The sequence below is a fragment of the Mesobacillus stamsii genome (assembly GCF_030814065.1).
GTDB classification, from domain to species: Bacteria; Bacillota; Bacilli; order Bacillales; family Cytobacillaceae; genus Mesobacillus; species Mesobacillus stamsii.
Map to the genome: position 1 here is coordinate 12,669 of NZ_JAUSUN010000008.1, position 22,094 is coordinate 34,762.

Annotated in this window: 19 protein-coding genes and 1 pseudogene; 10 read left to right on the forward strand and 10 right to left on the reverse strand. The window is 42.5% G+C overall.

All coding sequences use genetic code 11. The features are described 5' to 3' along the window. The first annotated feature begins 138 nt into the window (after positions 1–138). Positions 139–1,023: a metallophosphoesterase gene (locus J2S25_RS08360; protein ID WP_307191671.1), complete on the forward strand. Its 885-nt coding sequence runs from the start codon at positions 139–141 to the stop codon at positions 1,021–1,023. On the opposite strand, the gene J2S25_RS08365 is transcribed toward J2S25_RS08360, so the two are convergent. Beyond that, complete coding sequence (locus J2S25_RS08365) at positions 1,024–3,141, reverse strand: putative bifunctional diguanylate cyclase/phosphodiesterase (protein WP_307191672.1); 2,118 nt, start codon at positions 3,139–3,141, stop codon at positions 1,024–1,026. 236 nt (positions 3,142–3,377) lie between these two features. Here J2S25_RS08365 and J2S25_RS08370 point away from each other — a divergent pair, with 236 nt between their 5' ends. After that, positions 3,378–3,848, forward strand: a complete 471-nt coding sequence (locus tag J2S25_RS08370; protein ID WP_044395140.1) for a YkyB family protein — start codon at positions 3,378–3,380, stop codon at positions 3,846–3,848. 141 nt (positions 3,849–3,989) lie between these two features. Here J2S25_RS08370 and J2S25_RS08375 read toward each other — a convergent pair. Beyond that, a pseudogene (locus J2S25_RS08375) lies at positions 3,990–4,442 on the reverse strand (chemotaxis protein CheW); the annotation flags it as partial. Between the two features lie 166 nt (positions 4,443–4,608). On the opposite strand from J2S25_RS08375, the gene J2S25_RS08380 reads away from it, so the two are divergent. After that, positions 4,609–5,760, forward strand: a complete 1,152-nt coding sequence (locus J2S25_RS08380) for an aminotransferase A (RefSeq protein ID WP_307191673.1) — start codon at positions 4,609–4,611, stop codon at positions 5,758–5,760. A 151-nt stretch (positions 5,761–5,911) separates the two neighbouring features. Here J2S25_RS08380 and J2S25_RS08385 read toward each other — a convergent pair whose 3' ends face one another. From J2S25_RS08385 to ykzS, 5 genes are all read right to left on the reverse strand, one after another. Continuing rightward, positions 5,912–6,793, reverse strand: a complete 882-nt coding sequence (locus J2S25_RS08385) for an NAD(P)-dependent oxidoreductase (RefSeq protein ID WP_336623592.1) — start codon at positions 6,791–6,793, stop codon at positions 5,912–5,914. Between the two features lie 252 nt (positions 6,794–7,045). Then, the gene (ptsP, locus tag J2S25_RS08390; RefSeq protein ID WP_307191674.1) at positions 7,046–8,761 is read right to left on the reverse strand and encodes a phosphoenolpyruvate--protein phosphotransferase; all 1,716 of its coding nucleotides are present in this window, start codon (positions 8,759–8,761) and stop codon (positions 7,046–7,048) included. Next, a complete protein-coding gene (locus tag J2S25_RS08395; protein WP_044395131.1) occupies positions 8,761–9,027 on the reverse strand; it encodes a phosphocarrier protein HPr in 267 nt (88 codons plus the stop codon). The genes ptsP and J2S25_RS08395 overlap by 1 nt, the downstream gene beginning before the upstream one ends. A 293-nt stretch (positions 9,028–9,320) precedes the next feature. Beyond that, complete coding sequence (locus tag J2S25_RS08400) at positions 9,321–9,512, reverse strand: aspartyl-phosphate phosphatase Spo0E family protein (protein WP_307191675.1); 192 nt, start codon at positions 9,510–9,512, stop codon at positions 9,321–9,323. A gap of 81 nt (positions 9,513–9,593) precedes the next feature. Continuing rightward, the gene (gene ykzS, locus J2S25_RS08405; protein WP_307191676.1) at positions 9,594–9,788 is read right to left on the reverse strand and encodes a protein YkzS; all 195 of its coding nucleotides are present in this window, start codon (positions 9,786–9,788) and stop codon (positions 9,594–9,596) included. A 248-nt stretch (positions 9,789–10,036) separates the two neighbouring features. Between ykzS and J2S25_RS08410 the strand changes: the two genes are divergently transcribed. Both J2S25_RS08410 and J2S25_RS08415 read left to right on the forward strand, forming a co-directional pair. Then, entirely contained in the window at positions 10,037–10,225 is a 189-nt protein-coding gene (locus J2S25_RS08410; protein ID WP_044395125.1) for a YkvS family protein, read from the forward strand. A 207-nt stretch (positions 10,226–10,432) separates the two neighbouring features. Continuing rightward, a complete protein-coding gene (locus tag J2S25_RS08415) occupies positions 10,433–11,092 on the forward strand; it encodes a DUF8580 domain-containing lipoprotein (RefSeq protein ID WP_307191677.1) in 660 nt (219 codons plus the stop codon). 27 nt (positions 11,093–11,119) lie between these two features. Here the strand turns inward: J2S25_RS08415 and J2S25_RS08420 are convergent, their stop codons facing one another. Beyond that, positions 11,120–12,169, reverse strand: a complete 1,050-nt coding sequence (locus tag J2S25_RS08420) for a YkvI family membrane protein (RefSeq protein WP_044395117.1) — start codon at positions 12,167–12,169, stop codon at positions 11,120–11,122. Positions 12,170–12,445: 276 nt separating this feature from the next. Between J2S25_RS08420 and J2S25_RS08425 the strand changes: the two genes are divergently transcribed. Then, a complete protein-coding gene (locus J2S25_RS08425; protein ID WP_307191678.1) occupies positions 12,446–14,596 on the forward strand; it encodes an ATP-dependent Clp protease ATP-binding subunit in 2,151 nt (716 codons plus the stop codon). A 277-nt stretch (positions 14,597–14,873) separates the two neighbouring features. Here the strand turns inward: J2S25_RS08425 and J2S25_RS08430 are convergent, their stop codons facing one another. Together J2S25_RS08430 and J2S25_RS08435 are read right to left on the reverse strand one after the other, a co-directional pair. Next, entirely contained in the window at positions 14,874–16,568 is a 1,695-nt protein-coding gene (locus J2S25_RS08430) for a M3 family oligoendopeptidase (protein ID WP_307191679.1), read from the reverse strand. A 98-nt stretch (positions 16,569–16,666) separates the two neighbouring features. Further along, the gene (locus J2S25_RS08435) at positions 16,667–17,104 is read right to left on the reverse strand and encodes a MarR family winged helix-turn-helix transcriptional regulator (protein WP_044395110.1); all 438 of its coding nucleotides are present in this window, start codon (positions 17,102–17,104) and stop codon (positions 16,667–16,669) included. A gap of 233 nt (positions 17,105–17,337) precedes the next feature. On the opposite strand from J2S25_RS08435, the gene J2S25_RS08440 reads away from it, so the two are divergent. The 4 genes from J2S25_RS08440 (at position 17,338) to J2S25_RS08455 (ending at position 20,884) form a co-directional block, all read left to right on the forward strand. Next, the gene (locus J2S25_RS08440) at positions 17,338–17,907 is read left to right on the forward strand and encodes a LemA family protein (RefSeq protein ID WP_044395108.1); all 570 of its coding nucleotides are present in this window, start codon (positions 17,338–17,340) and stop codon (positions 17,905–17,907) included. Further along, positions 17,907–18,647 (forward strand): TPM domain-containing protein, encoded by a 741-nt coding sequence (locus J2S25_RS08445; RefSeq protein WP_044395105.1) that lies wholly within the window; start codon positions 17,907–17,909, stop codon positions 18,645–18,647. The genes J2S25_RS08440 and J2S25_RS08445 overlap by 1 nt, the downstream gene beginning before the upstream one ends. A 177-nt stretch (positions 18,648–18,824) precedes the next feature. Then, complete coding sequence (locus J2S25_RS08450; protein WP_044395102.1) at positions 18,825–20,057, forward strand: MFS transporter; 1,233 nt, start codon at positions 18,825–18,827, stop codon at positions 20,055–20,057. 491 nt (positions 20,058–20,548) lie between these two features. Beyond that, entirely contained in the window at positions 20,549–20,884 is a 336-nt protein-coding gene (locus J2S25_RS08455) for a hypothetical protein (protein WP_044395952.1), read from the forward strand. Positions 20,885–22,094: the final 1,210 nt, after the last annotated feature.

The following is a 22,094-nucleotide window of genomic DNA, read 5'->3' on the forward strand; positions in this document are numbered from 1 at the left end:
TTATGTTTTCCTATCTCTTCCCCGGAGTTATGATCAAGAAACACAATAATATCGTCTCTGCCCTGAAAATGGTACTTCTTTTTTTCATGGATGTTTGCTAGGATAGGATAGAAAATTCGGAGATAGGCTGGTACTTTTATGACTGATCAAATTACTCGGAGGCAGTTTATAAAAAAAATAATTGGGACACTATTGACTGCTGGCGGACTAACCACTTCCGGTTATTTCTATGCAAGAGAAATCGAGCCCCGAATGCTTGATATCACTAGTCACACTATCGAGAGCACTATGCTGCCGGCTGGGTTTGATGGGGTGAAGATCATTCAATTCAGCGATACTCATCTTGGTTTTCAATATACAGTTGAACAGCTTGGAAAGCTTGTGGCGCAGATCAATGAACTGAATCCTGATTTGATCGTATTTACAGGTGATTTACTCGATGATCCCCGGCGATTAACAGAGGAAAAAAACAAAATTATTACGCTGTTAAGTCAGTTAGACGGACCTCTTGGAAAATTTGCTGTCTATGGAAATCACGATCATGGAGGATATGGCTCCGACTTATATAAACAAATGATGGAACAATCAGGTTTTACCTTGTTGCTGAACGATTCTGTTGCTGTCAAGCTTCTTGATGGCAGTTCTATTTGGATTTCCGGCATAGACGATGCCATGCTTGGCAAACCGAATTTTGCAGAAGCAATGACAAAAATTCCAGAAGGCTCTTACACGATCCTCTTGTCTCATGCTCCTGATAAAGCCGATGAAGCAGCACAATATTCGATTCAATTGCAGCTGAGCGGACACAGCCACGGAGGTCAAATCCAGATCCCCTTTTATGGCCCGCTCATTACTCCTCCTTTTGCGGAAAAATACGCAGAAGGTTTCTATGGTGCAGCACACAACAAGGAGTTTAAACTATATGTAAATCGCGGACTGGGCACTACCAGGCTTCCTTTCCGGTTTTTGTCCCAGCCTGAGCTTACATTGTTTACGTTACGCCTCAACAAAACAAGCAGCTGATCAGCTGCTTGTTTTCGATCTCATGATGAACCTCTCCTCTGCCTCTTCCACCTTTAAGGGTTTGCCAAAAAAGAACCCCTGTGCTTTCTCACAATCGGCATCTTTCAGGAACTCCACTTGATTCTGCTCTTCAACCCCTTCAGCAATCACTTCCATGCCCAGGCTTTTTCCGAGGTGGATAATCGTAGTAATGATCGCAGCGTCCTTTCCGTTATACTTAATATCTCCTATGAAACTCTGGTCAATTTTCAATACATCAATCGGGAACTGCTTTAAATAACTTAGCGAAGAATAGCCCGTTCCAAAATCATCAACAGCAATTTTGATCCCCAGGTTTTTTAACCGATTTAAAATGGGAATCGCTTCTTTCGTATCCTGCATAACACCCTCTGTGATCTCAATTTCCAAAAGGGAAGGATCGATACCGTGCTTCTCGACCGCATGATGGATTGTCTTAACTAAATCCAACTGCAAAAATTGCTTTGGAGAAATATTGACGGCAATTCTGACCTCCTTCTTTGCCTTCTTTGACCATTCCCTGATTTGCCAGCACGCCCTGTCAATGACCCAGTTGCCAATTGGGATGATCAATCCTGTATCCTCTGCCAGCGGAATAAAGTCAGCTGGCGAAATAAAGCCTAGGTCAGCACTATTCCATCGCAGCAAAGCTTCAAAGCTGGGTATCTCATTGGTAAGTAAGTTCACTTGCGGCTGAAAATACAGTTCCAGTTCCTCCCGTTCAATGGCTTTGCGTAAATGCGACTCAAGCGTAATGACATTAATACCAGTTGATTGCATGTCTGAACGATAAAATTGGTAATGTGCCTTTCCTTTTTCCTTAACGCTATATAATGCTTCATCCGCATATTTGATCAATGATTCAGCGTCTCTGCCGTCATTAGGATACAGGCTGATTCCAATGCTCGGTGTTATGTAATACTCCTGGGAATTGAAATAAAAGGATTCATTAAATTTGGATAATATTTTTTGTGCGAATTTTCCTGCAGCAGCTCTGCCTGTTTCTTCTAGAACAAAGATGAACTCGTCCCCACCCTGCCGATAGACAGTGCCGTTTTCTTTTTTGATTTCAACTAGGCGATCGGCCACCTGTTTGAGGATCTGGTCACCAACAATATGCCCGAGTGTATCGTTCAAATACTTAAACCGATCGATATCGAGAAAGAGAAGCGCAAAAGGAGAATTTTGCTTCCCGCGATTTTTCACATGACGATCAAGGTGGTCGAGAAGCGCCCTTCTGTTGAACAGCCCTGTCAGCTGGTCATGGAACGCCATGTATCTTATCAACTCGTTACTTTTCGCCTGTTCGGAAAGATCCCGTATGATGATATACATTCCTGTTATTTCAGAATGGATCACGATTGGTATCGTCTTCAATTGGACGGTCAGGAAATTGCCTTTGTGGTGTACAAAGCGGCAGTCCAAAGATTCCTTGGCATTTCCTAACTTCGTTTCAGTCAAGAGCTCGTTAAATAACGGCAGATCTCTCCCGCATATCAAGCTGGTAATCGACTGCAATCTTAGCTGTCTGTCCGTATATCCAGCTAATTGTTGCGCCGCGGGATTCACATCGACGATTTTTCCTTTCAGATCGATGGAAAAAACAGCATCAAGATTATGGTCAATAAGGGAACGATAGCGCTGCTCACTATCAATCAATCTATTTTTTTCTTTCAATGCTTCGGTAATATCCCGGGTGACCGCTACAACATATTGGATCTCTCCTGACTCATCCTTGACTGGAGTCAGCAGCGTCTCACCAAGAACCTGTCTGTCATTCTCCAAATCGACCTCGACCTGGAAAACAACCTCCTCTTGATTTTTCACCGCTTTTATATACTGTTGCTGCAACGGCAGCAGTCGATCAGGCGGCAATACTTCCTCCATCGTCTTGCCAATATCAAGCGAGTCCATTCCGGCATGAAGGAGTCCGTTTTCATTCGCAAATAAGTAACGAAATTGATAGCCTGGTTCAACCTTCATGATAAAAACTAAATCCTTCACATGTTTAAAGATAATATTTGAAATCATCTGGCTTATTTTATTGGAAGCTAGGAAGCTCCTTCTTTTAGTAGTTCGTGTATGCTTCTTCTGATTCATCTAACCATCCTCATTCCAATAGTACATTCGTACCTGGTCCATGATCCGATATCGTTTTCTTCCTATTTTACCTTTTCCAATAAGGAAAAACGATAAAAAGATTACAAATTTTCAGTATTAATCAAATCTTATTTGAATGAAATACTTTTATTTTTCAAAAAGCTAAAGAAAAGGTATAATAAAAATATGGGTACCCAACCTGTACAATTTTAAATGAAGAAAGGAGCCCTGACCCATTGAATAAGGAAAGGAACCAGATTCCCCAACTCAGTCCAACGATTGAGAACCTCTCGCAAGCTATCTTCACCGTGAATCGTCATGCCAAGACTGCTCCAAATCCGAAGTTTTTGTATCAATTAAAACAGGATGCACTCAAAAAAATGCTCAGCGAAGGAAAGGCCATTAAGACCGGTCTCCATTTCTCAAACAATCCCAGGAACAGTCAGCAGCAATCAGATGTACTGGTCGTTTGCGGGGATTATACCTTCCATATCCCGCCGACTAAACAGGATTTTGAGCAGCTCCCCCATTTAGGAAAGCTTGATCAAACTGTCAGAAACCCAAGATCAGCGATATCGCTGACCAGCGCGAAAAATTTATTGTCCTCCTATACAGGCTTAAAAGAAGCCCAGGAAGTTTCCAGTACTTCCAGGACAGGAAAATATGTAAAACCCGTATTCAAAAAGCTTGGCGAAAGATACCCGTAAACGAAAGCTGGAAGCCCAGCTTTCTTTTTTTATAGAAGCTTATTAAAGCAGTTTATCCCTTTTCTGAACCAGCTTGTGCGATCTCCGGCTGGCATCGGCACCCACAACACTTCCCTTATGGTGCTACTCGATCGCAATCAACAATGAGAGAATCATCTTTTCAAGGTCTAGGAAAAGAACCATTTCTCCTCCTAACTTGATCACACCAATCACGTGGCTCTCCTGTCCCTGATACAGATCGGATCGTTTTTCGATTTGAGTTGATGAAATACGATGGATTTGTGAAACAGTATGCACGTGAAATACCGTCTTCTGTCCATTGAATTCAGTCACGATAAACTTATCCATTTGTGGATCGGCAGACTGCGTTAAGCCCAAAGCAGCGGCCACATTGATGATGGGAAGCACCTCTCCCCTCAGCTCCATGATACCCTCCACATATGGATGTGACTGCGGAATCTCGACTACCGGTACCGGTTGAAGAATTTCTTTTACTTTCATGACATTAATGGCAAATTTATTCTGTCCGATGCCAAACTCGACAATTTCCAGTTCCTTCATATCCGATTCTAATAAAATATGGGTATCATTCATTATGCTCTTCCTTCTTTTTTAGAATATATGTACTATATACCTATTATCGGCAGATCCACTAATCGTTTAAGCAAAAGGCTTTGGTAAAATAGAAAGTGGATATTTTAGCGACATACTATTTGCAGCATATGGTAAAATAGAAAGGATCATTGGAGGGATGTCATACGTGGAGCATTTAATTAATAATCGGGTTAAAAATATCGAGATATCAGGGATTAGGAAATTTTTCAACATGGTTGCCCATGTGGAGGATATGATTTCTTTGACGATCGGACAGCCTGACTTCCAAACGCCTGAACATGTGAAAGAAGCAGGCAAGCAGGCAATAGACTTAAATTTCACTACATATACTCATAATGCCGGTCTAATAGAGCTTAGACAAGCTGCAGCGGATTTTTATAAAAAGAAATACCATATTGAATATTCAGCCGAACATGAAACAATCATCACAGTAGGAGCAAGTGAGGCGATTGATATCACCTTCAGGACGATCCTGGATGAAGGCTGTGAAGTGATTCTTCCCGGACCAGTTTATCCAGGGTACGAACCGATCATCAAGCTTTGCGGGGCCACTCCAATCTATGCGGATATCAGGAACACGGACTTCCGGATGACTGCCGAACTAATCGAGAGCCTGATTACCGAAAAAACAAGGTGCATCGTTCTTCCATACCCATCAAATCCTACCGGGGTCAGCTTGACGGAGCCAGAACTTCAGGAAATTGCAAACCTGCTGATTGACAAGGATATTTTTGTCCTGGCTGATGAAATATATAGTGAGCTGGTTTACGAACAGCAGCATGTATCGATTGCGCAATTTTTGAAGGAAAAGACAATTGTCATTAACGGACTTTCCAAATCCCACTCGATGACAGGCTGGCGGATAGGAATGCTTTTCGCTCCTGAATATTTGACAATGCATATTCTGAAAGTCCATCAATACAATGTGACTTGTGCAACTTCAATTTCACAAATGGCTGCGTTAGAGGCTTTGACGAACGGGGTTGATGACGCATTGCCAATGAAAGAGGAGTATGCCATCAGGCGCGATTATGTATTCAAAAGACTCCAATCCATGGGCCTTGAAGTCATCAAGCCTGAAGGAGCATTCTACTTCTTCATTAAAATTCCGGCAATCAATATCACTTCATTTGATTTTTGCATGGATTTAGTCAACGAAGCAAAGCTGGCAGTTGTTCCTGGGAGTGCTTTTTCTGAATTTGGAGAGGGGTATTTCCGTCTTTCCTATGCATATTCAATGGACACGCTAAAAGAAGGGCTTGACCGCTTGGAAGGATATCTACTTTCCATCAAATGAAAAGCGGACGGAGCTGAATCATTCTCATTTTGTAAGAAAAACCGGGCAAACGGCGCCCGGTCCTTTTTTGGTTTTGCTGATCATCGCAGGCATTCCCACCTCCATAAGGGCATCTTTCTTGCCGAAAGATACCCTTATGTTTTTCAATTTACTATGATTGTTTCCAGTATTTATAAAGCGCCTGTGTGCCGCTGTTTTCTTCGCCTTTCTCCGCTAGGTGCTCATACATCGAAAGCGCCATCGAGAGGCCAGGCACTTCCATGTCCATTCGTTTCGCTTCATCTAGGGCGATTTTCATATCCTTGATAAAGTGCTTGATGAAGAAACCAGGTTCAAAATTGCCTGCGATCATTCTTGGAGCCAAATTAGACAATGACCAGCTGCCAGCAGCACCGGTAGAAATGCTTTTCAAAACGGTCTCCGGATCAAGCCCCGCCTTTTCAGCGTAGATGATTGCCTCACAAACACCAATCATATTCGAAGCGATTGCAATCTGGTTGGCCATTTTTGTGTGCTGGCCAGCACCTGGCTCTCCTTGATGAACTATATTCGTGCCGAGTACCGAAAGCAGTGGTTCCACTTCCTGAAAATCCTGCTCATCGCTGCCGACCATAATTGCAAGTCTGGCTTCACGAGCACCGACATCCCCCCCAGAAACTGGAGCATCAATCGCATGGATTCCTTTTTCTTTTGCTTTTTCATGAATTTTCTTTGCCAAGGATGGAGTAGATGTTGTCATATCAATGAGATAACTGCCTGGTTTTGCATTTGCGATCAGCCCATCCTCTCCTAGGTATACTTCCTCCACGTCTGATGGATAACCGACAATTGTAAAAACAACGTCTGCTCTTTGAGCAAGCTCCCTTGTTGACTGTGACCAGATCGCACCTTTTTCTAGTAATTCAGCTGCCTTTTCTTTTGTTCTGGTAAAAATCGTAAGCTGGTAGCCTGCTTCTAGCAGATGGCTGGCCATGCTTTTCCCCATCACACCCGTTCCAATGAAGCCAATAACTGTATTTTCTTTGGAAAGCATATGTACTCCTTCTTTCGTTTTATTTTTAACTAAATAGTAATTCTATTCTACCATTAGAATTTTAATAGGCCGAGAAATTAATCTCGGCCATCACTTAACGAGTTTCAAAAAAAAAATGCCGGCTGATGAACAGCCGACAAAGGTCTGGGGGAAAATGAGAATGATTAGCTTACTTTCAGTAGTCTAACCAAAGTGCTTACTGTTTTATTCCCGTCTTCCACTGATTAAAACATTTTTTTTGTTACATTTTTATTACAAAGCGACGAATTTGTTTACTGCTTCGACTACTTCTTCTGTCGTGCTCATGTTCACTACTTCAGAAGCAAGCTTTTCCATCTCGGCTTTGTTCAGATTTCTGATCAAAGAGCGTGCCTTCAGAATAGAAGAAGCACTCATGGAGAATTCGTCGAGTCCAAGTCCAATCAGGATTGGAATCGCAGTCTCGTCTCCAGCCATTTCGCCGCACATGCCTGCCCATTTTCCTTCTTTATGTGCTGCCTCGATAACCATTTTCACCAGTCGAAGGATCGATGGATTATACGGTTGATATAAGTAAGAGACCTGCTGGTTCATCCTGTCGGCAGCCATCGTATATTGAATTAGGTCATTTGTTCCGATACTGAAGAAGTCCACTTCCTTGGCGAACTGGTCCGCTAAAACTGCAGTGGAAGGGATTTCAACCATGATTCCTAGTTCGATGTGAGCGGCAACCTCGATGCCTTCCTCTTCAAGCTTAGCTTTCTGTTCTTCGAGCATCGCTTTTGCTTCCCGAAACTCATTTATAGTAGCAATCATTGGGAACATAATCTTTAGATTGCCATAAACGCTGGCACGCAACAGCGCGCGTAATTGCGTACGGAAAATTTCTACTTCCTCGAGACAAAGACGGATCGCCCTGAAACCAAGGAAAGGATTCATTTCTTTTGGTAAGTTAAGATATGGGAGCTCTTTGTCTCCGCCAATATCCAAAGTACGGACCACGACTGGTTTGCCTTCCATTCCTTCAAGAACAGCCTTGTATGCTGTAAACTGTTCCTCTTCGGTAGGAAGCTGGTCCCTGTCCATATAAAGGAATTCTGTACGGTATAGTCCGACTCCCTCCCCGCCATTTTCGACTACCCCTTTTAAATCTTTCGGTGTCCCGATGTTGGCAGCAAGCTCAACATGATGGCCATCTGCTGTTACTGATTTTTCATTAACAAGCTTGGACCACTCTGCTTTTTGCTTCTCAAAGTCTTCCTGTATCTGTTTATACGCATCCAGCATCTCAGGTGTAGGATTAAAATGAACTTCGCCTTTTAATCCATCCACAATGATGAGATCGCCATTATTGATTTCTTCCGTAGCTACCTTCGTACCAACAACCGCAGGAATTTCCATAGAACGAGCCATAATTGCGGAATGAGAAGTGCGCCCGCCAATATTGGTTGTGAAACCCTTTACAAACTGGCGATTTAGCTGAGCAGTATCAGATGGAGTCAAATCCTCCGCAACAATCACTACTTCTTCGGCAATCATGCTTGGATTCGGGATCTGAATTCCCAACAGATGGGCAAGCACACGTTTCGTTACATCGCGAATATCAGCGGCGCGTTCTTTCATGTATTCATTGTCCATGGACTCGAACATGCTAATAAACATGTCCCCAATTTCTTTTAATGCTTGTTCTGCATTGACATTTTCAGTGGTGATTTTATCTTCAATGGGTGAAATCAGTTCTGGATCAGATAATACGAGAAGATGTGCATCAAAAATTGCTGCTTTATCTGCACCTAAAGCCTTTCCAGCATGGTCGCGGATTTTTTCAAGCTCAGCTTTTGCCGTCTGAAGCGCTGTTTGAAATCGTGCAATCTCTTCAGCAGGTGCATCTACCGATTTTTTTTCAAACGAAAAATCTGGCTCGACAAGCTTATAGGCTTTGGCGATGGCAATGCCATTTGAAGCAGCAATTCCTCGGAGAAAGCCCATTATTCTGCTAAACCTTCTCTTTTAAGTGTTTCTTCAAGTGTATTTAACGCATCTTGCTCGTCGCTTCCTTCAGCAGTGATCGCGATTTCAGCGCCTTGCCCGATTCCTAATGACATTACACCCATGATAGACTTAAGGTTAACCTTTTTTTCTTTATATTCTAAGTGAATTTCTGAATCAAACTTACTTGCAGCCTGCACAAGTACTGTAGCAGGGCGAGCGTGGATTCCTGTTTCAGCAACAACCTTAAATTGTTTTTGTAACATATTAGATCAATCTCCTTTAAATTAAAATAGATGGTTTAGATGATATACATGATGCCTTCCGAACTAAATGCTTCCTGGTCAAAATGATATTTCTATTCTACCCATTTATGCTGTTCATTCACACCATATACAATTTCCAATCATTTCCTCGTAAACATGGATTGGCATCCCACACAAAAGAATAGCATTTCACCCTATCATTAGACAACGAAAAAACGTTATTTTTTTAAGGTTTTCTTCATTTTTTTGCATAAAACGTTTTCATTGTAACGATATTGACAAAAGAATATTCGTTATATGCCGCGTATACGGCGCTTTGAAAATGCATTCACATCCTCCTGCAACATATTTAACAGCCGATCTAGTTCCTGGCTTACTGATATGGTCTGAACGCTGTGAAAACCGGTTTCTTTTGCCAAAGAAATCATTTCTTTTCGTTTTTGTTCGATTTCTTCTTTTATATTAATGCAACATACAGTTTCCATCTGCGTTCACCCCACAGTATATGTTACCATTTTACTATCATTGTCCTAAAAGTGGTAGGAAAAACTTCCTGACTCTTGAGTTCAGCTCCTTGGTTTATCCATATATCGATAAATAACATCTCCGCCTCTTTGGGCTATTCCTCTGAAATGCTTAAAATCATCCCGCTTCACAATTGCTTCACGAAAAACCATAAAGTCTTGCTTAGCAACAAAGATTTCTTCCACCTCTCTGCTTTTCAAGTTTTCAAGCATTCTCTCCGCCTGTTCCTTGTCCATATTTCACACTCCTTACAACAAATCGATAAAACTATTTTATCTCCTATTTTTTCTTTTGCAAATTTGGTTGATTCAAACCTGGCTCAAAAGGTTATTATTCTATATAATAAATTATAAAATTGAATTTTCTAACTTTTACATTTGTAAATTTCGTGAACATTTACAATTTACAACAGATTTTCCTTTACGCCTCGAAATTTTTAAGGCAAAATGTTAGTAATTCGAACTATGACGAAGGAGCGAGTTATATGATAAAAGCTGAAGTTGGAAATGTTGTCGAATTCAAACAAGGATTACAGGGAGTTGTAGAAAAAGTCAATGAAAATTCTGTAATTGTTGATTTAACCTATATGAGCAATTTCAGAGACTTGGAATTAGACCAGCGGACCGTAATCAATCATAAACACTATAAAATTGTAAAAGAAACAGCCTATTAATATACGAATGAAAAGTAATCTTGGCTGCTTTTTTTGGAAGCCCTTCCAGCCTGTAAGAATTTCTTCAGCAATTGGTTTAGTAGGTACTTTTCATTATTGCCGAAAATACTTGTCCATGTTATTTTGATAAAGGATTGTAACATTGATTCTTTATTTTCGTCTAGTATGGTAGAAAACAGCAAATGAAATGACAGGAGGACATTCGGCATGAACAAATGGAGAAAACCATTCATATTCGTCGGCTTATCAACACTTTTGCTCACTGGCTGTGGATCCGCTACGGAGTCTGATAAAACGGCGAACCAGACACCGGAATCACAGCAGGCATCTGCGCCAGAAGCTTCAAAGGAAGAGCAGCCCGCAGCGGAACAGGATAAGAAAAAGGAAGAAGGTTCGATTCGGGTCCTCGAACAGAACCTTGATTATACTTTGAACGGCGAACAGAAACAGCAAACCGGCTTTCTTAAGAATAGCGATAACCAAAACTACTCCATGTACGTCTTGCCTGAATATGAATGGACTGCAGAAGAACCTAACAAGGATGTTCTAATGCTGACTGAGGATGACAGTATCTTTATGAGGATCGAATTGCTTCCAGCAGATACAGAATGGGCCAGGGCCGAAGAAAATGCCAAGGCACAGCTTTCTGCTGCCGGAGCTGAGGTAAAAGAAACGGCAATGCCGGACGACGCATTTTTCAGCAACGCTTGGGGTATGGAAACAAAAAACGGAGCAGACAATATTACCACCTACCTTATTAAAAATGAAGAACAGCCTCTAAAACTAACTCTCTTCACAAAAGAAGGTGCCGACCATCGGGATGCCTTTATCCAAATGGCGAAGACAATCATGAAACAACAAAATTAAAAAAAGAAGGGGAATCCCCTTCTTTTTTTATGGTCGCTTTTGTAAATGGACAGGTTTCATCCACAGTAAAACCATAAATACTAGGCTAATGTAGCCGAATACCGGATACAGGAACGAAAGCAGTGTTCCATAATCAATCAAGCTGATGAAATAACAGATCAGGAAGAGAAAAGAGACGATTAGCATGCTAGGAAGTTTAAGATGCTTTTGAATCTGTCTTTCGAGACCATAAATATTGCCGATTACAGAAGTGAAAATCTCACCATATACAATTAAGACAAAAATCCAATAAAGGCCGGCTGCCAGCTGTTTCATGATTACCGCCATCGGGATTGCGAATGTATCAAATCCTGGAAGCATTATCAAAGTCAAGTGACTTGAAAGCAAAATCACTGTCAAAGCAATGCCTCCAATAATCCCTCCCCACTTAACTGTCTGATCGTCCTTTATCTCGGCTGCAACTGGCACCAGCACTGCCTGGGCAAGTGACAGGTTTAGAGCGGTATAGGAAAATGGACCAATCACCGCTTTCCATCCATCCTCTGCATAAGGAATATAAACAATCTGTTCGAAAAATCCAGGCAATCGAACGGAAAGGGAAAATAAAATCAAACTAAACAAAATCATCATTGGAACGACAAAGGTGTTAACGGCAAAAACACCCTTTAGGCCTACGATCATCACACCAAGTGACAAGGCAATCGTTACAAGAATTCCTAGCGATTTCGTTAAACCAAGCTGTTCCTCAAATACCGCTCCAGCCCCAGAAAGCATAACGGCACACACACCAAGAAGCATGAACAGCATCAATACATTAATGATTCTTCCAAAAAATCGCCCGAATAAATGCACATTCATTTCTTCATACGAATGAGCCCCGATCGATGCTGCCATGCGCATCAATTTAGACCCCATATAAGTAAGAATGGAACCAGCGATGAAGACTCCAAGCAGTCCAAAAATGCCAAAACGGGAAAAAAATTCAACGATTTCCCTCCCGGTCGCAAAGCCAGCTCCCACCACTGTGCCGACATAAACTGCAGCGATTTGAAAGGCAGCACCCCAATTCGTTTTCAAAGCGTTCCCCCTCTCTCTTTTTCAATATATGTTGGAAAAGACAAACCATGACGAGCTTTTTTAATGGGCAAATTATGGCTATTTGGAATCGACAGTAATAGGAAGCATTCAAATAAAGAAAAACCATTTATGACCAAAAATTACTAAGAAATTCCCCAGGCAAAACTCTTGAAAGTCAAAGAAGGTCAAAGTATACTATAAATAAATTGATCAAAGATAGTCAAAGTCAACTTCATCTTTGGTTTTTTAAATGAAAAATTTGAAGGAGGAATTTAAATGCTTTGCCAAATTTGCCAGGAAAAACATGCAAATATTCAATTAAAGGTAAATGTTAATGGGAACCAGAAGCATTTAATGCTCTGTGAAGACTGCTACCAAAAAGAGAAAGAAAAATTAGGTGCCACATTTGGCAGCCCGATGTCCGGATTTACCGGACTTGGCGGTTCACCGTTTAATGATATGTTCAAACAGTTCTCTGGGAATATGAATCAGGCACCTTTCAATCCATCTGCTGCTGCCCCCAAGACAGCCAGCGGCGGGAACGGCTTGATTGACCAATTTGGCAGAAACCTGACTCAAATCGCCAAGACTGGCTTGATTGATCCCGTTATTGGTCGGGATGAAGAAGTAAAACGTGTGATTGAAATTTTAAATAGAAGAAATAAAAACAACCCTGTGCTCATCGGTGAACCCGGTGTAGGAAAAACTGCAATTGCTGAAGGCCTTGCCTTGAAGATTGTCGAGGCTGATGTGCCAGAAAAACTGAAGAATAAAGAAGTTTATCTATTGGATGTCGCTTCCCTCGTATCGAACACCGGAATCCGTGGTCAATTCGAGGAACGAATGAAGCAATTGATTTCTGAATTGCAGGCACGCAAAAACATCATTCTTTTCATTGATGAAATTCACCAGCTTGTAGGTGCAGGCTCTGCGGAAGGTTCTATGGATGCAGGCAATATCCTGAAGCCAGCGCTTGCCCGCGGCGAACTTCAAGTAATCGGTGCAACAACCCTGAAGGAATACCGCAAAATTGAAAAAGATGCAGCTTTAGAAAGACGATTCCAGCCTGTCCATGTATTAGAACCAACTGTCGATGAGGCAATCGAAATCTTAAAGGGAATCCAGACCAAGTACGAGGATTTCCATCAGGTAGTTTTTGCCGATGAAGCCATCAAGGCATGTGTCCAGCTTTCTCACCGATACATCCAGGATCGTTTCCTTCCAGACAAAGCGATTGATCTGATGGATGAAGCAGGATCCAAGCTAAATTTGATTTCTGATTATCCAAATATTAATGATGCTGAAAGCCGCCTTGCTGAACTTGCGAAGGAAAAGGAAGCAGCTTTAAAGCAGGAAGACTATGAAACTGCTGCCAAGCTCCGGGATGAGGAAGCGAAGCTTGAGAAAGCACTCAGTGAAAATGGCAATGCTGAGCGACCTGTAGTCAAGGTAACGCACATCCAGGAAATCATCGAGAAGAAAACTGGCATTCCTGTCGGCAGGCTTCAGGAAGACGAGCAGGAAAAAATGAAAAATCTTGTTGCCAACCTGAATGGAAAAGTCATCGGGCAGGAAGATGCTGTGCAAAAAGTGGCCAAAGCAATTCGCCGTAGCCGGGCAGGTCTGAAATCAAAGAACCGTCCAATCGGCTCATTCCTGTTCGTCGGTCCTACCGGTGTCGGTAAGACTGAACTATCCAAGACTTTGGCAGAGGAACTCTTTGGTTCAAAAGATGCAATGGTGCGTCTCGACATGAGTGAGTATATGGAGAAACACAGTGTTTCCAAGCTGATTGGTTCACCTCCAGGCTATGTAGGCCATGATGAAGCTGGCCAGCTGACGGAAAAAGTACGCCGCAACCCATACAGCATCATTTTGCTGGACGAGATTGAAAAAGCTCATCCAGATGTACAGCATATGTTCCTGCAAATCCTCGAAGATGGCCGCCTAACTGACAGCCAAGGCCGAACAGTAAGCTTTAAAGACACCGTCATCATTATGACAAGCAACGCAGGTGTCGGACACAAAACCATCAAGGTAGGCTTTGGTCAAAATACTGCTGTCAATGAATCAAGCATTCTCGATTCACTAGGAGGATTCTTCAAGCCAGAATTCCTGAACCGCTTCGACAGTATCATTGAGTTCAAGTCTCTTGAGAAGCAACATCTGCTCCAGATCGTCGACTTGATGCTAGCAGAACTGAAAGAAACACTTGCAGAGCAGAACATCACCCTCGAAGTGACAATGGAAGTGAAGGCAAAGCTTGCGGAGCTTGGATACCACCCAGCATTCGGTGCCCGTCCACTGCGTCGTTCCATCCAGGAACAACTAGAGGATTCCATCGCAGACTTCATCCTCGAAGCACCAGAAGCAAACCAGTTGGAAGCAGTCATGGAAAAGGACGAGATTATCATCAAGCAAAAATAAGTATTTATCGTATGCCCGAGGTTTTGTAACTTCGGGTTTTTTTAAAACCTGGAATAGACAAATGAACAAAGAACGAAGCATGTAAAAATTTGAAACCCGCACTAAAATGCGGGCTTTTGTTTTGGAATGGCACCAACGATGTTTATTGATGACCTTTTTTCCTCTGATTATCAAAAAGCGGGCACCAATAAGGGATAGGACCTAAACAAAAAAAACTGCGCCAAACTGGATTTCCATCAAGTTTGGCGCAGTTTGGACTCTCTTTGTTTCTTTGTTTTTACAGTGCGCTGTCGTCGACTGAATCTAGCCAGCTGTCGATTTCGTCAATTACTGACTCGACACAGCCTTCTTCGAATGGGGAAATCAAGTTCGCTTCCTTCACCAATTCAGTAAAAGCCATGCTTCCGCCTAGCATGCATAGATGCGCGTAGTCTTTCCAGGCTTCTTCCTTGTTTTCCCTTGAACGCTTCCAGAATTGGAATGCACAAATTTGGGCAAGCGTGTAATCAATATAATAAAATGGCGAGTTGTAAATATGGCCCTGACGCTGCCAGAATCCACCTTCTTCAAGATATGTGTTGCCATCATAATCTTTGTGCGGCAGATATTTTTTCTCGATTTTGCGCCATTGCTGTTTTCTCTCCGCAGGTGTTGCCTGAGGATTTTCATAAACCCAGTGCTGGAATTCGTCAACCGATACTCCGTATGGCAAGAACAACAGACCGCTGCTCAGGTGAGAGAATTTGTATTTATCGGTATCTTCTTTGAAAAATAACTCCATCCACGGCCATGTGAAAAATTCCATACTCATGGAGTGAATTTCACATGCCTCATAGGTGGGCCAGTTATACTCCGGAATCTCAAAATGACGGCTTGAGAATACTTGGAAGGCATGTCCTGCTTCATGTGTCAGAACATCAATATCTCCGGATGTGCCATTAAAATTCGAGAAAATAAACGGTGACTTATAGTTTTCAATATATGTGCAATAACCGCCGCCGGCTTTCCCTTTCTTGGCAACGAGATCCATCAGATTGTTATCGTTCATATATTGGAAAAACTCACCCGTTTCAGCCGAAAGTTCATCATACATCTTCTGCCCGTTTTCAATGATCCACTCAGGGCTTCCCTTCGGTGCTGCATTCCCCGTCTTGAAATCGAATGGCTCATCATAATATTTCAACTCATCGACACCAATTCGATCTTTCTGGCGTTTTTTTAGCTTCGACGCTACCGGTACGATGTATTTATATACTTGGTCACGGAAAGCCGCAACCATGCTGCTGTCATAATCTGTTCGAAACATCCGATAATAAGCAAGCTCGACAAAGTTTTGGTAGCCAAGCTTATGGGCCATTTCTGTCCTTACTTTTACCAATTCGTCATAAATACGATCAAACTCTTCCCCGTGCTCAGAGAAAAAGGCGAATTTCGCTTCACTGGCTTTTTTTCTCGTTTCACGATCTTTTGACTCTGTAAAAGGATCAAGCTGAGCGAGCGTCCTTTCTTCTCCCTCGAACATGATTTTTGCTGATGCAACAAGCTTTGTATATTGCGTCGAAAGTTTGTTTTCCTTTTGCATCAAAGGAACAATTTCCGGAGAAAATTGCTTCAATTGTGCCTCAGCAAGCGCAAACAGCTGCTTGCCCCATTTTGCTTCAAGCTCGGCACGGAATGGAGATGACACAAGTGCTTCATAATATTTTGTCACAAGACCTTCTACCTCTGGAGCCAGTTCATCGAGAAAATCCTGTTCTTGCTTATAAAATTCATCCTCAGTATCAATCGAATGACGAATATAACATAGGTTAAACATGGTCCCCACATCGTTTCGCAGCCCGTTGATTCCGTCCATTGCTACACTTTGTTCCTCAACTGATTCTGCCTGTTTGAATTGTTCCAGCAGCCGATCGAATTTAGCAGTGACTTCGTCCAGATTCGGCCGTGTATATGTATATTCCTCAAACCTCATCTTATATCCCCCTTTATCTTTTTAGGGTGAAAATTCACCCCGTTGACATCTATTCTATGGACACCGCTGTTTTTCCTGTGACTTTCCGAAAAAATATGTTAATACTTGCTTACAGAAAGCCCTAATTTTTTTAACAGCTCGATTGCAGTACCTTTTTCCTCATCTGACAGGCTGTCCATCAATTCATGAATCAAGGCGCTGTGTTCCGGAAAGATATCCTCAATTAATTTTTTGCCATCTTCAGAAATTTGGGCGTAGGTCACCCTTCGGTCTTTTGGGCATGCTACTCGATTTAAGTAGCCCTTTTCTTCAAGCTTATCCACTACATAGGTGATACTGCCGCTTGCAAGTAAAATCTTTCCGCCAATTTGCTGAAGCGGCTGCTCCCCTTTGTGGTAAAGAAGCTCCAGCACGGCAAACTCTGTTGGATTCAGGCCATTCTTTTGAATAACCTTATTCACTTTTTCATTAACTGCCCGATAAGCCCGGGACAAAACAATAAATAATTTTAAAGATTTTTCTATCTCCATGTTCATACGCAAATTCATTCCTTTTCCTTAAACGACTATTCCCTAATTAGAGTATATCTGAATTCACGAATTAGAAAAACTATTCCTGTTCATTCTCTGAACAAAACGCTAAAACAATTACAAAAAGGTTAAAATCCTGTATAATAAGGGAAAAATACTGGCATCAGTGCAAATTGCAGGGAAATTTCATGCATTCTGTTGCAACACAAGCCTAGAATAGAGAATTGGGAGTGTCTCAAATGAAAAAAGGTTTAGCAATTGTTATCGGTTTATTGGTGGTACTTGGAATTTTTATCATGATGGGAGTTGGCAGTTACAACAACTTTGTCACGGAAGAAGAAAATGTCAATCAATCATATGCCCAAATAGAGAACCAGCTGCAAAGAAGACTTGATTTGGTTCCTAATCTTGTGAATTCCGTCCAAGGGTATGCCGCACACGAAAAAGAGGTAATTCAATCCATTTCCGATGCCCGTGCAAACCTTGCCGGCGCAAATACACCTCAAGAACAGGCGACTGCAAATGATGAATTATCAGGAGCTCTGAGTAGATTGCTAGTGGTCGTCGAAAATTATCCAAACTTGAAAGCAGATCAACAATTCACCCAATTGATGGATGAGCTTGCCGGAACAGAAAACAGACTAGCTGTAGCAAGAAAGGATTACAACGACCAGGTATCCATTTATAACAAATTGGTTAAACAATTCCCAGGTGCCCTAATCGCAAACATTACTGGATTTAACGAAAAGGAATATTTTAAAGCAGACCCTCGGGCACAGGATGCTCCCGAGGTTAACTTCGGAGGCTGATGATGATCCCGAAAAGATTCTCCGGATTAGCAGCGCTATTCGGCATCCTGCTCATGTTGCTTCCATCCGGTGCAATCGCGGCACCAAATGAGATACCGGCACCTGTTGGAGATATATATGTTCAGGATTTCGCAAATGTATTAAGTGAAGAGGAAAAAACTCAGTTACGCACCATTGGCCGTGCGGTAGATGATGAGACAACTTCACAGATTGCTGTCCTAACCATTGATTCGATCGGTGAGAGCAGCATCGAGGAATACTCGGTTGAGGCATACCGTAAATTTGGCCTTGGGACGAAAGAAAACGATAATGGCGTATTGCTTGTTATCGCCATGCAGGAGAAGAAAATCAGAATTGAAGTTGGTTATGGACTTGAGGGGGTTCTTCCCGATGGAAAAGCAGGGAGAATCATTGACGAATATGCAATTCCCTATTTAAAAAACGGTCAACCTAATCTGTCAGTAATAAATACGTATCAGGCACTCGCAAATGAGCTGTCAAGTACGAATGAATACGGGAGTGCCGCACCCACCACCCAAAAGCAACAGGATTTCCCCATCCCTTCCTGGCTGCTGATCATTATCGTAGTCGGTGTGGTCATCCTCGATTTTATGTTCTTTGGTGGTACCCTTACCTATTTGCTATTGTCGATCATTTCAAGAGGCGGAGGCGGTGGTGGCGGTCCGCGCGGCGGTGGTGGCGGATCGTCCGGCGGCGGCGGCGCAAGTCGTGGCTGGTAAAAATCACAACCTATTGCAAAAGGTTAAATCTAAAACAGGAAACACCAGCAGCAATTGCTCTGGTGTTTTTTTTGTAAAAAATAGTAGACCTATATTAAGAAGCTATTCTTTTCTTTTTCGAGATTTTTTTATAGAATGATATGTAGGAAACCGAAATAAATTTCAAAGGAGACAAACATGAGTCAAACAGCAGCTGCTATCAGCGCTAAAGCGCCAAACCCAAATACAACAGCATATAAAATACTTTTTATCATCGGATTGGTCCATTTATTGAATGACTCGATTCAGGCCGTCATTCCGGCGATGTTCCCTATACTTGAGAAATCGATGGGCCTTTCCTTTACTCAGCTGGGAATGATCGCCTTTTCCTTGAATATTGTTTCTTCCATCCTTCAGCCAGTAATTGGGATGGCAACAGACAAAAAGCCGAGGCCGTTTGCGCTTCCGCTTGGCCTAACCTCCACGATGTTCGGGGTGTTAGGCCTTGCTTTTGCATCGAGTTTTGAGCTAGTGATTCTTTCTGTTTTATTTATCGGCCTTGGATCAGCTGTCTTCCATCCAGAAGGGTCACGTGTTGCCTATATGGCAGCAGGCTCGCGCAGAGGATTGGCACAGTCCATCTATCAGGTTGGCGGGAATTCCGGACAGGCACTTGCACCGCTGATCACGGCGTTAATATTGGTACCGCTTGGGCAATTCGGTGCTATTTGGTTTACATTTGTAGCTGCCATTGCTGTAGCTCTGCTTGTCTATATAGCAACATGGTATACTCGTAAATTGAACTTTGAAAAAATTGCCGCCAGAACTAGACAAGCCACCACAAAGATCAATAAAGGCATTTCGAAAAATGTCAAGATGGCTCTTATCCTGATTTTATTTTTAATTTTTGCAAGGTCTTGGTATATTTCTGGCATGACAAATTTCTATGCTTTTTATGCGATTGACAAATATGGTCTTTCGATTAAAGAAGCACAATTGTTCCTGTTTGCTTTTCTTGTTGCAGGCGCGTTCGGAACATTCTTTGGCGGACCGCTCGCTGATCGATTTGGAAAGAAGAAAATCATTTTCCTTTCCATGATTGCGACTGCACCATTGTCGGTAATCATCCCATTTATGCCGCTCCCAGTTGCTATATTCCTTTTGACCATTAGTGGTTTCATTCTGATGTCGAGCTTTTCTGTTACGGTTGTATATGCCCAGGAACTTGTTCCCGGAAAAATCGGAACAATGGCCGGGCTGACTGTCGGATTGGCTTTTGGTATGGGAGCAGTTGGTTCTGTCGGGCTTGGCTATCTCGCTGACATGATTGGGCTTCCAATGATGATAATCTTTGTCGGCTTCCTGCCACTGCTAGGAATTCTAACGGTGTTCCTTCCATCAGATCGGGAATTGGCAGAGTGGAACAGCTGAGAATTTTCTGTTCCTCTCCACCACCGTTTCTTTAACCATAAATGAAAAGCAGCATGGCTAAATATTAAATTTTCTAAAATTTTGATATTTAGCCTTCAAATTTCGATAAACATTACATATAATGAAGTTATAGCTGAAAGGAAAAGCGCAAGCGCCTTGATCAGCCCCGACAAGCGCTGCCCACCGATAACGCCACGTCCTGTGGCTGGCGGATCTAGCACATCCTGTGCCTCGGAGGGCCGACCAGTGAAGTCGTTCCTTGACTTCATTGTGCGGACCGAAACCGAAAAGTATAGCCGACCGCCCAGAAACGCAGAAACTGGAGACTCCAACGGAAGAAGCGCTTTTTGCTTCAGCCGGTGGAGTTGAAGTTTCGCAGTTTCTAGGAGGCGACACTAGACTAGCGACTCGAGGGGCTAGGCGCTGGAGCTGGACCATTCTCGAAGTGAATTTTATACTCTCTTATCTTTTAAAAAAGGAGTGATTGTAGATTGCAGACCTCTTTCTATCGCGATTTTTATCAGAAATCACTTGTCCCCGCGGAGCTTAGTGACCAGGAATCTTTTCTTGGCATCCAGCCAGACCTGTTCACTACCCATTTAATGATTGGACTGCAGGGTCATCAGGAAGAAGGCAAAAATTTTTACCAATGGAATGTTATCATTTATCAATCGGATTCTTCGGGAATCTATGATGCCCGCAAACCCGTGTATGTATCGGAAAAATTGGACCGGTTTGATGATGCCCTCGATGAAGCCCGGAAATTAGAAAAAGAAATCCGCAATGAGGAACTGCACTCGATGAGCCATCAAGAAAAAATCGGTTAATCCCCCCTTGAACCCCACCGCTTTAGCTTCACTCTTTTTTGAACCCACTTGTGAATGAACATACATATGATGAAAATAGAATATTTCTTCGTAAACTAACTAATGCTCTATCCCCTATTAAGTTCTTATTTCACGATACGAAAAGCGCAAGCGCCTTGGTGAGCCCCGACAAGCGCTGGAGCTGGACCATTCTCGAAGGGGTTTTTATGGTTGCTTATCTTTCAAGAAAAAAAATTAAGAAAAACCGGGCAAAAACCGCCCGGTCCTTTTTGGTTTGGCTGATAATCGATTTCCACTCCAGACACTCGCTTTCCGCGGGGTGACAGGTGAGCCTCCTCCTCGCTTCGCTCAAACCTATTCCGATAGCAACCGCGCCTAACTATCCAAATAAATAATTTCACCCCAAACCCTCACAGGACCGGTTTTTTTGGGGCTTTCTTGACGACAACTTTTTGCTCTACACCCTCAAACCTGTCAAAATAACGGAGCTTTCTTGACAACTTTTCGCTCTACACCCTCAAACCTGTCAAAATAGCGGGGCTTTCTTGACAACTTTTCGCTTTACACCCCCAAACCTGTCAAAATAACGGGGGTTTCTTGACAACTTTTCGCTCTACACCCCCAAACTTGTCAAAATAACGGGGGTTTCTTGACAACTTTTCGCTCTACACCTTCAAACCTGTCAAAATAAAGGGGCTTTTTTGACAACTTTTCGCTCGCAACACCCAAACCTGTCAAAATAACGGGGCTTTCTTGACAACTTTTCGCTCTACACCCTCAAACCTGTCAAAATAAAGGAGCTTTCTTGACAACTTTTCGTTCTACACCCTCAAACCTGTCAAAATAACGGGGCTTTCTTGACAACTTTTTGCTCTACACCCTCAAACCTGTCAAAATAACGGGGCTTTCTTGACAACTTTTCGCTCTACACCCTCAAACCTGTCAAAATAACGGGGCTTTCTTGACAACTTTTTGCTCTACACCCTCAAACCTGTCAAAATAAATTTGTCTAGCATTAGCACATAGCTCAACGCTTAGGCAAGCCGTTTGCCGCTGACTCCTCGAGACGTTTTTCTCCTTCGTACCTATCAACAAAAAAGATTCGTTTAAGAATATTTGGCTACATGCCTCAATTTTCCCGCAATTACAAAAAAGGGTAAACATATAAATTCTGATACTATAAAAAAGCTGGCGACCTTTAAGTTAGTCG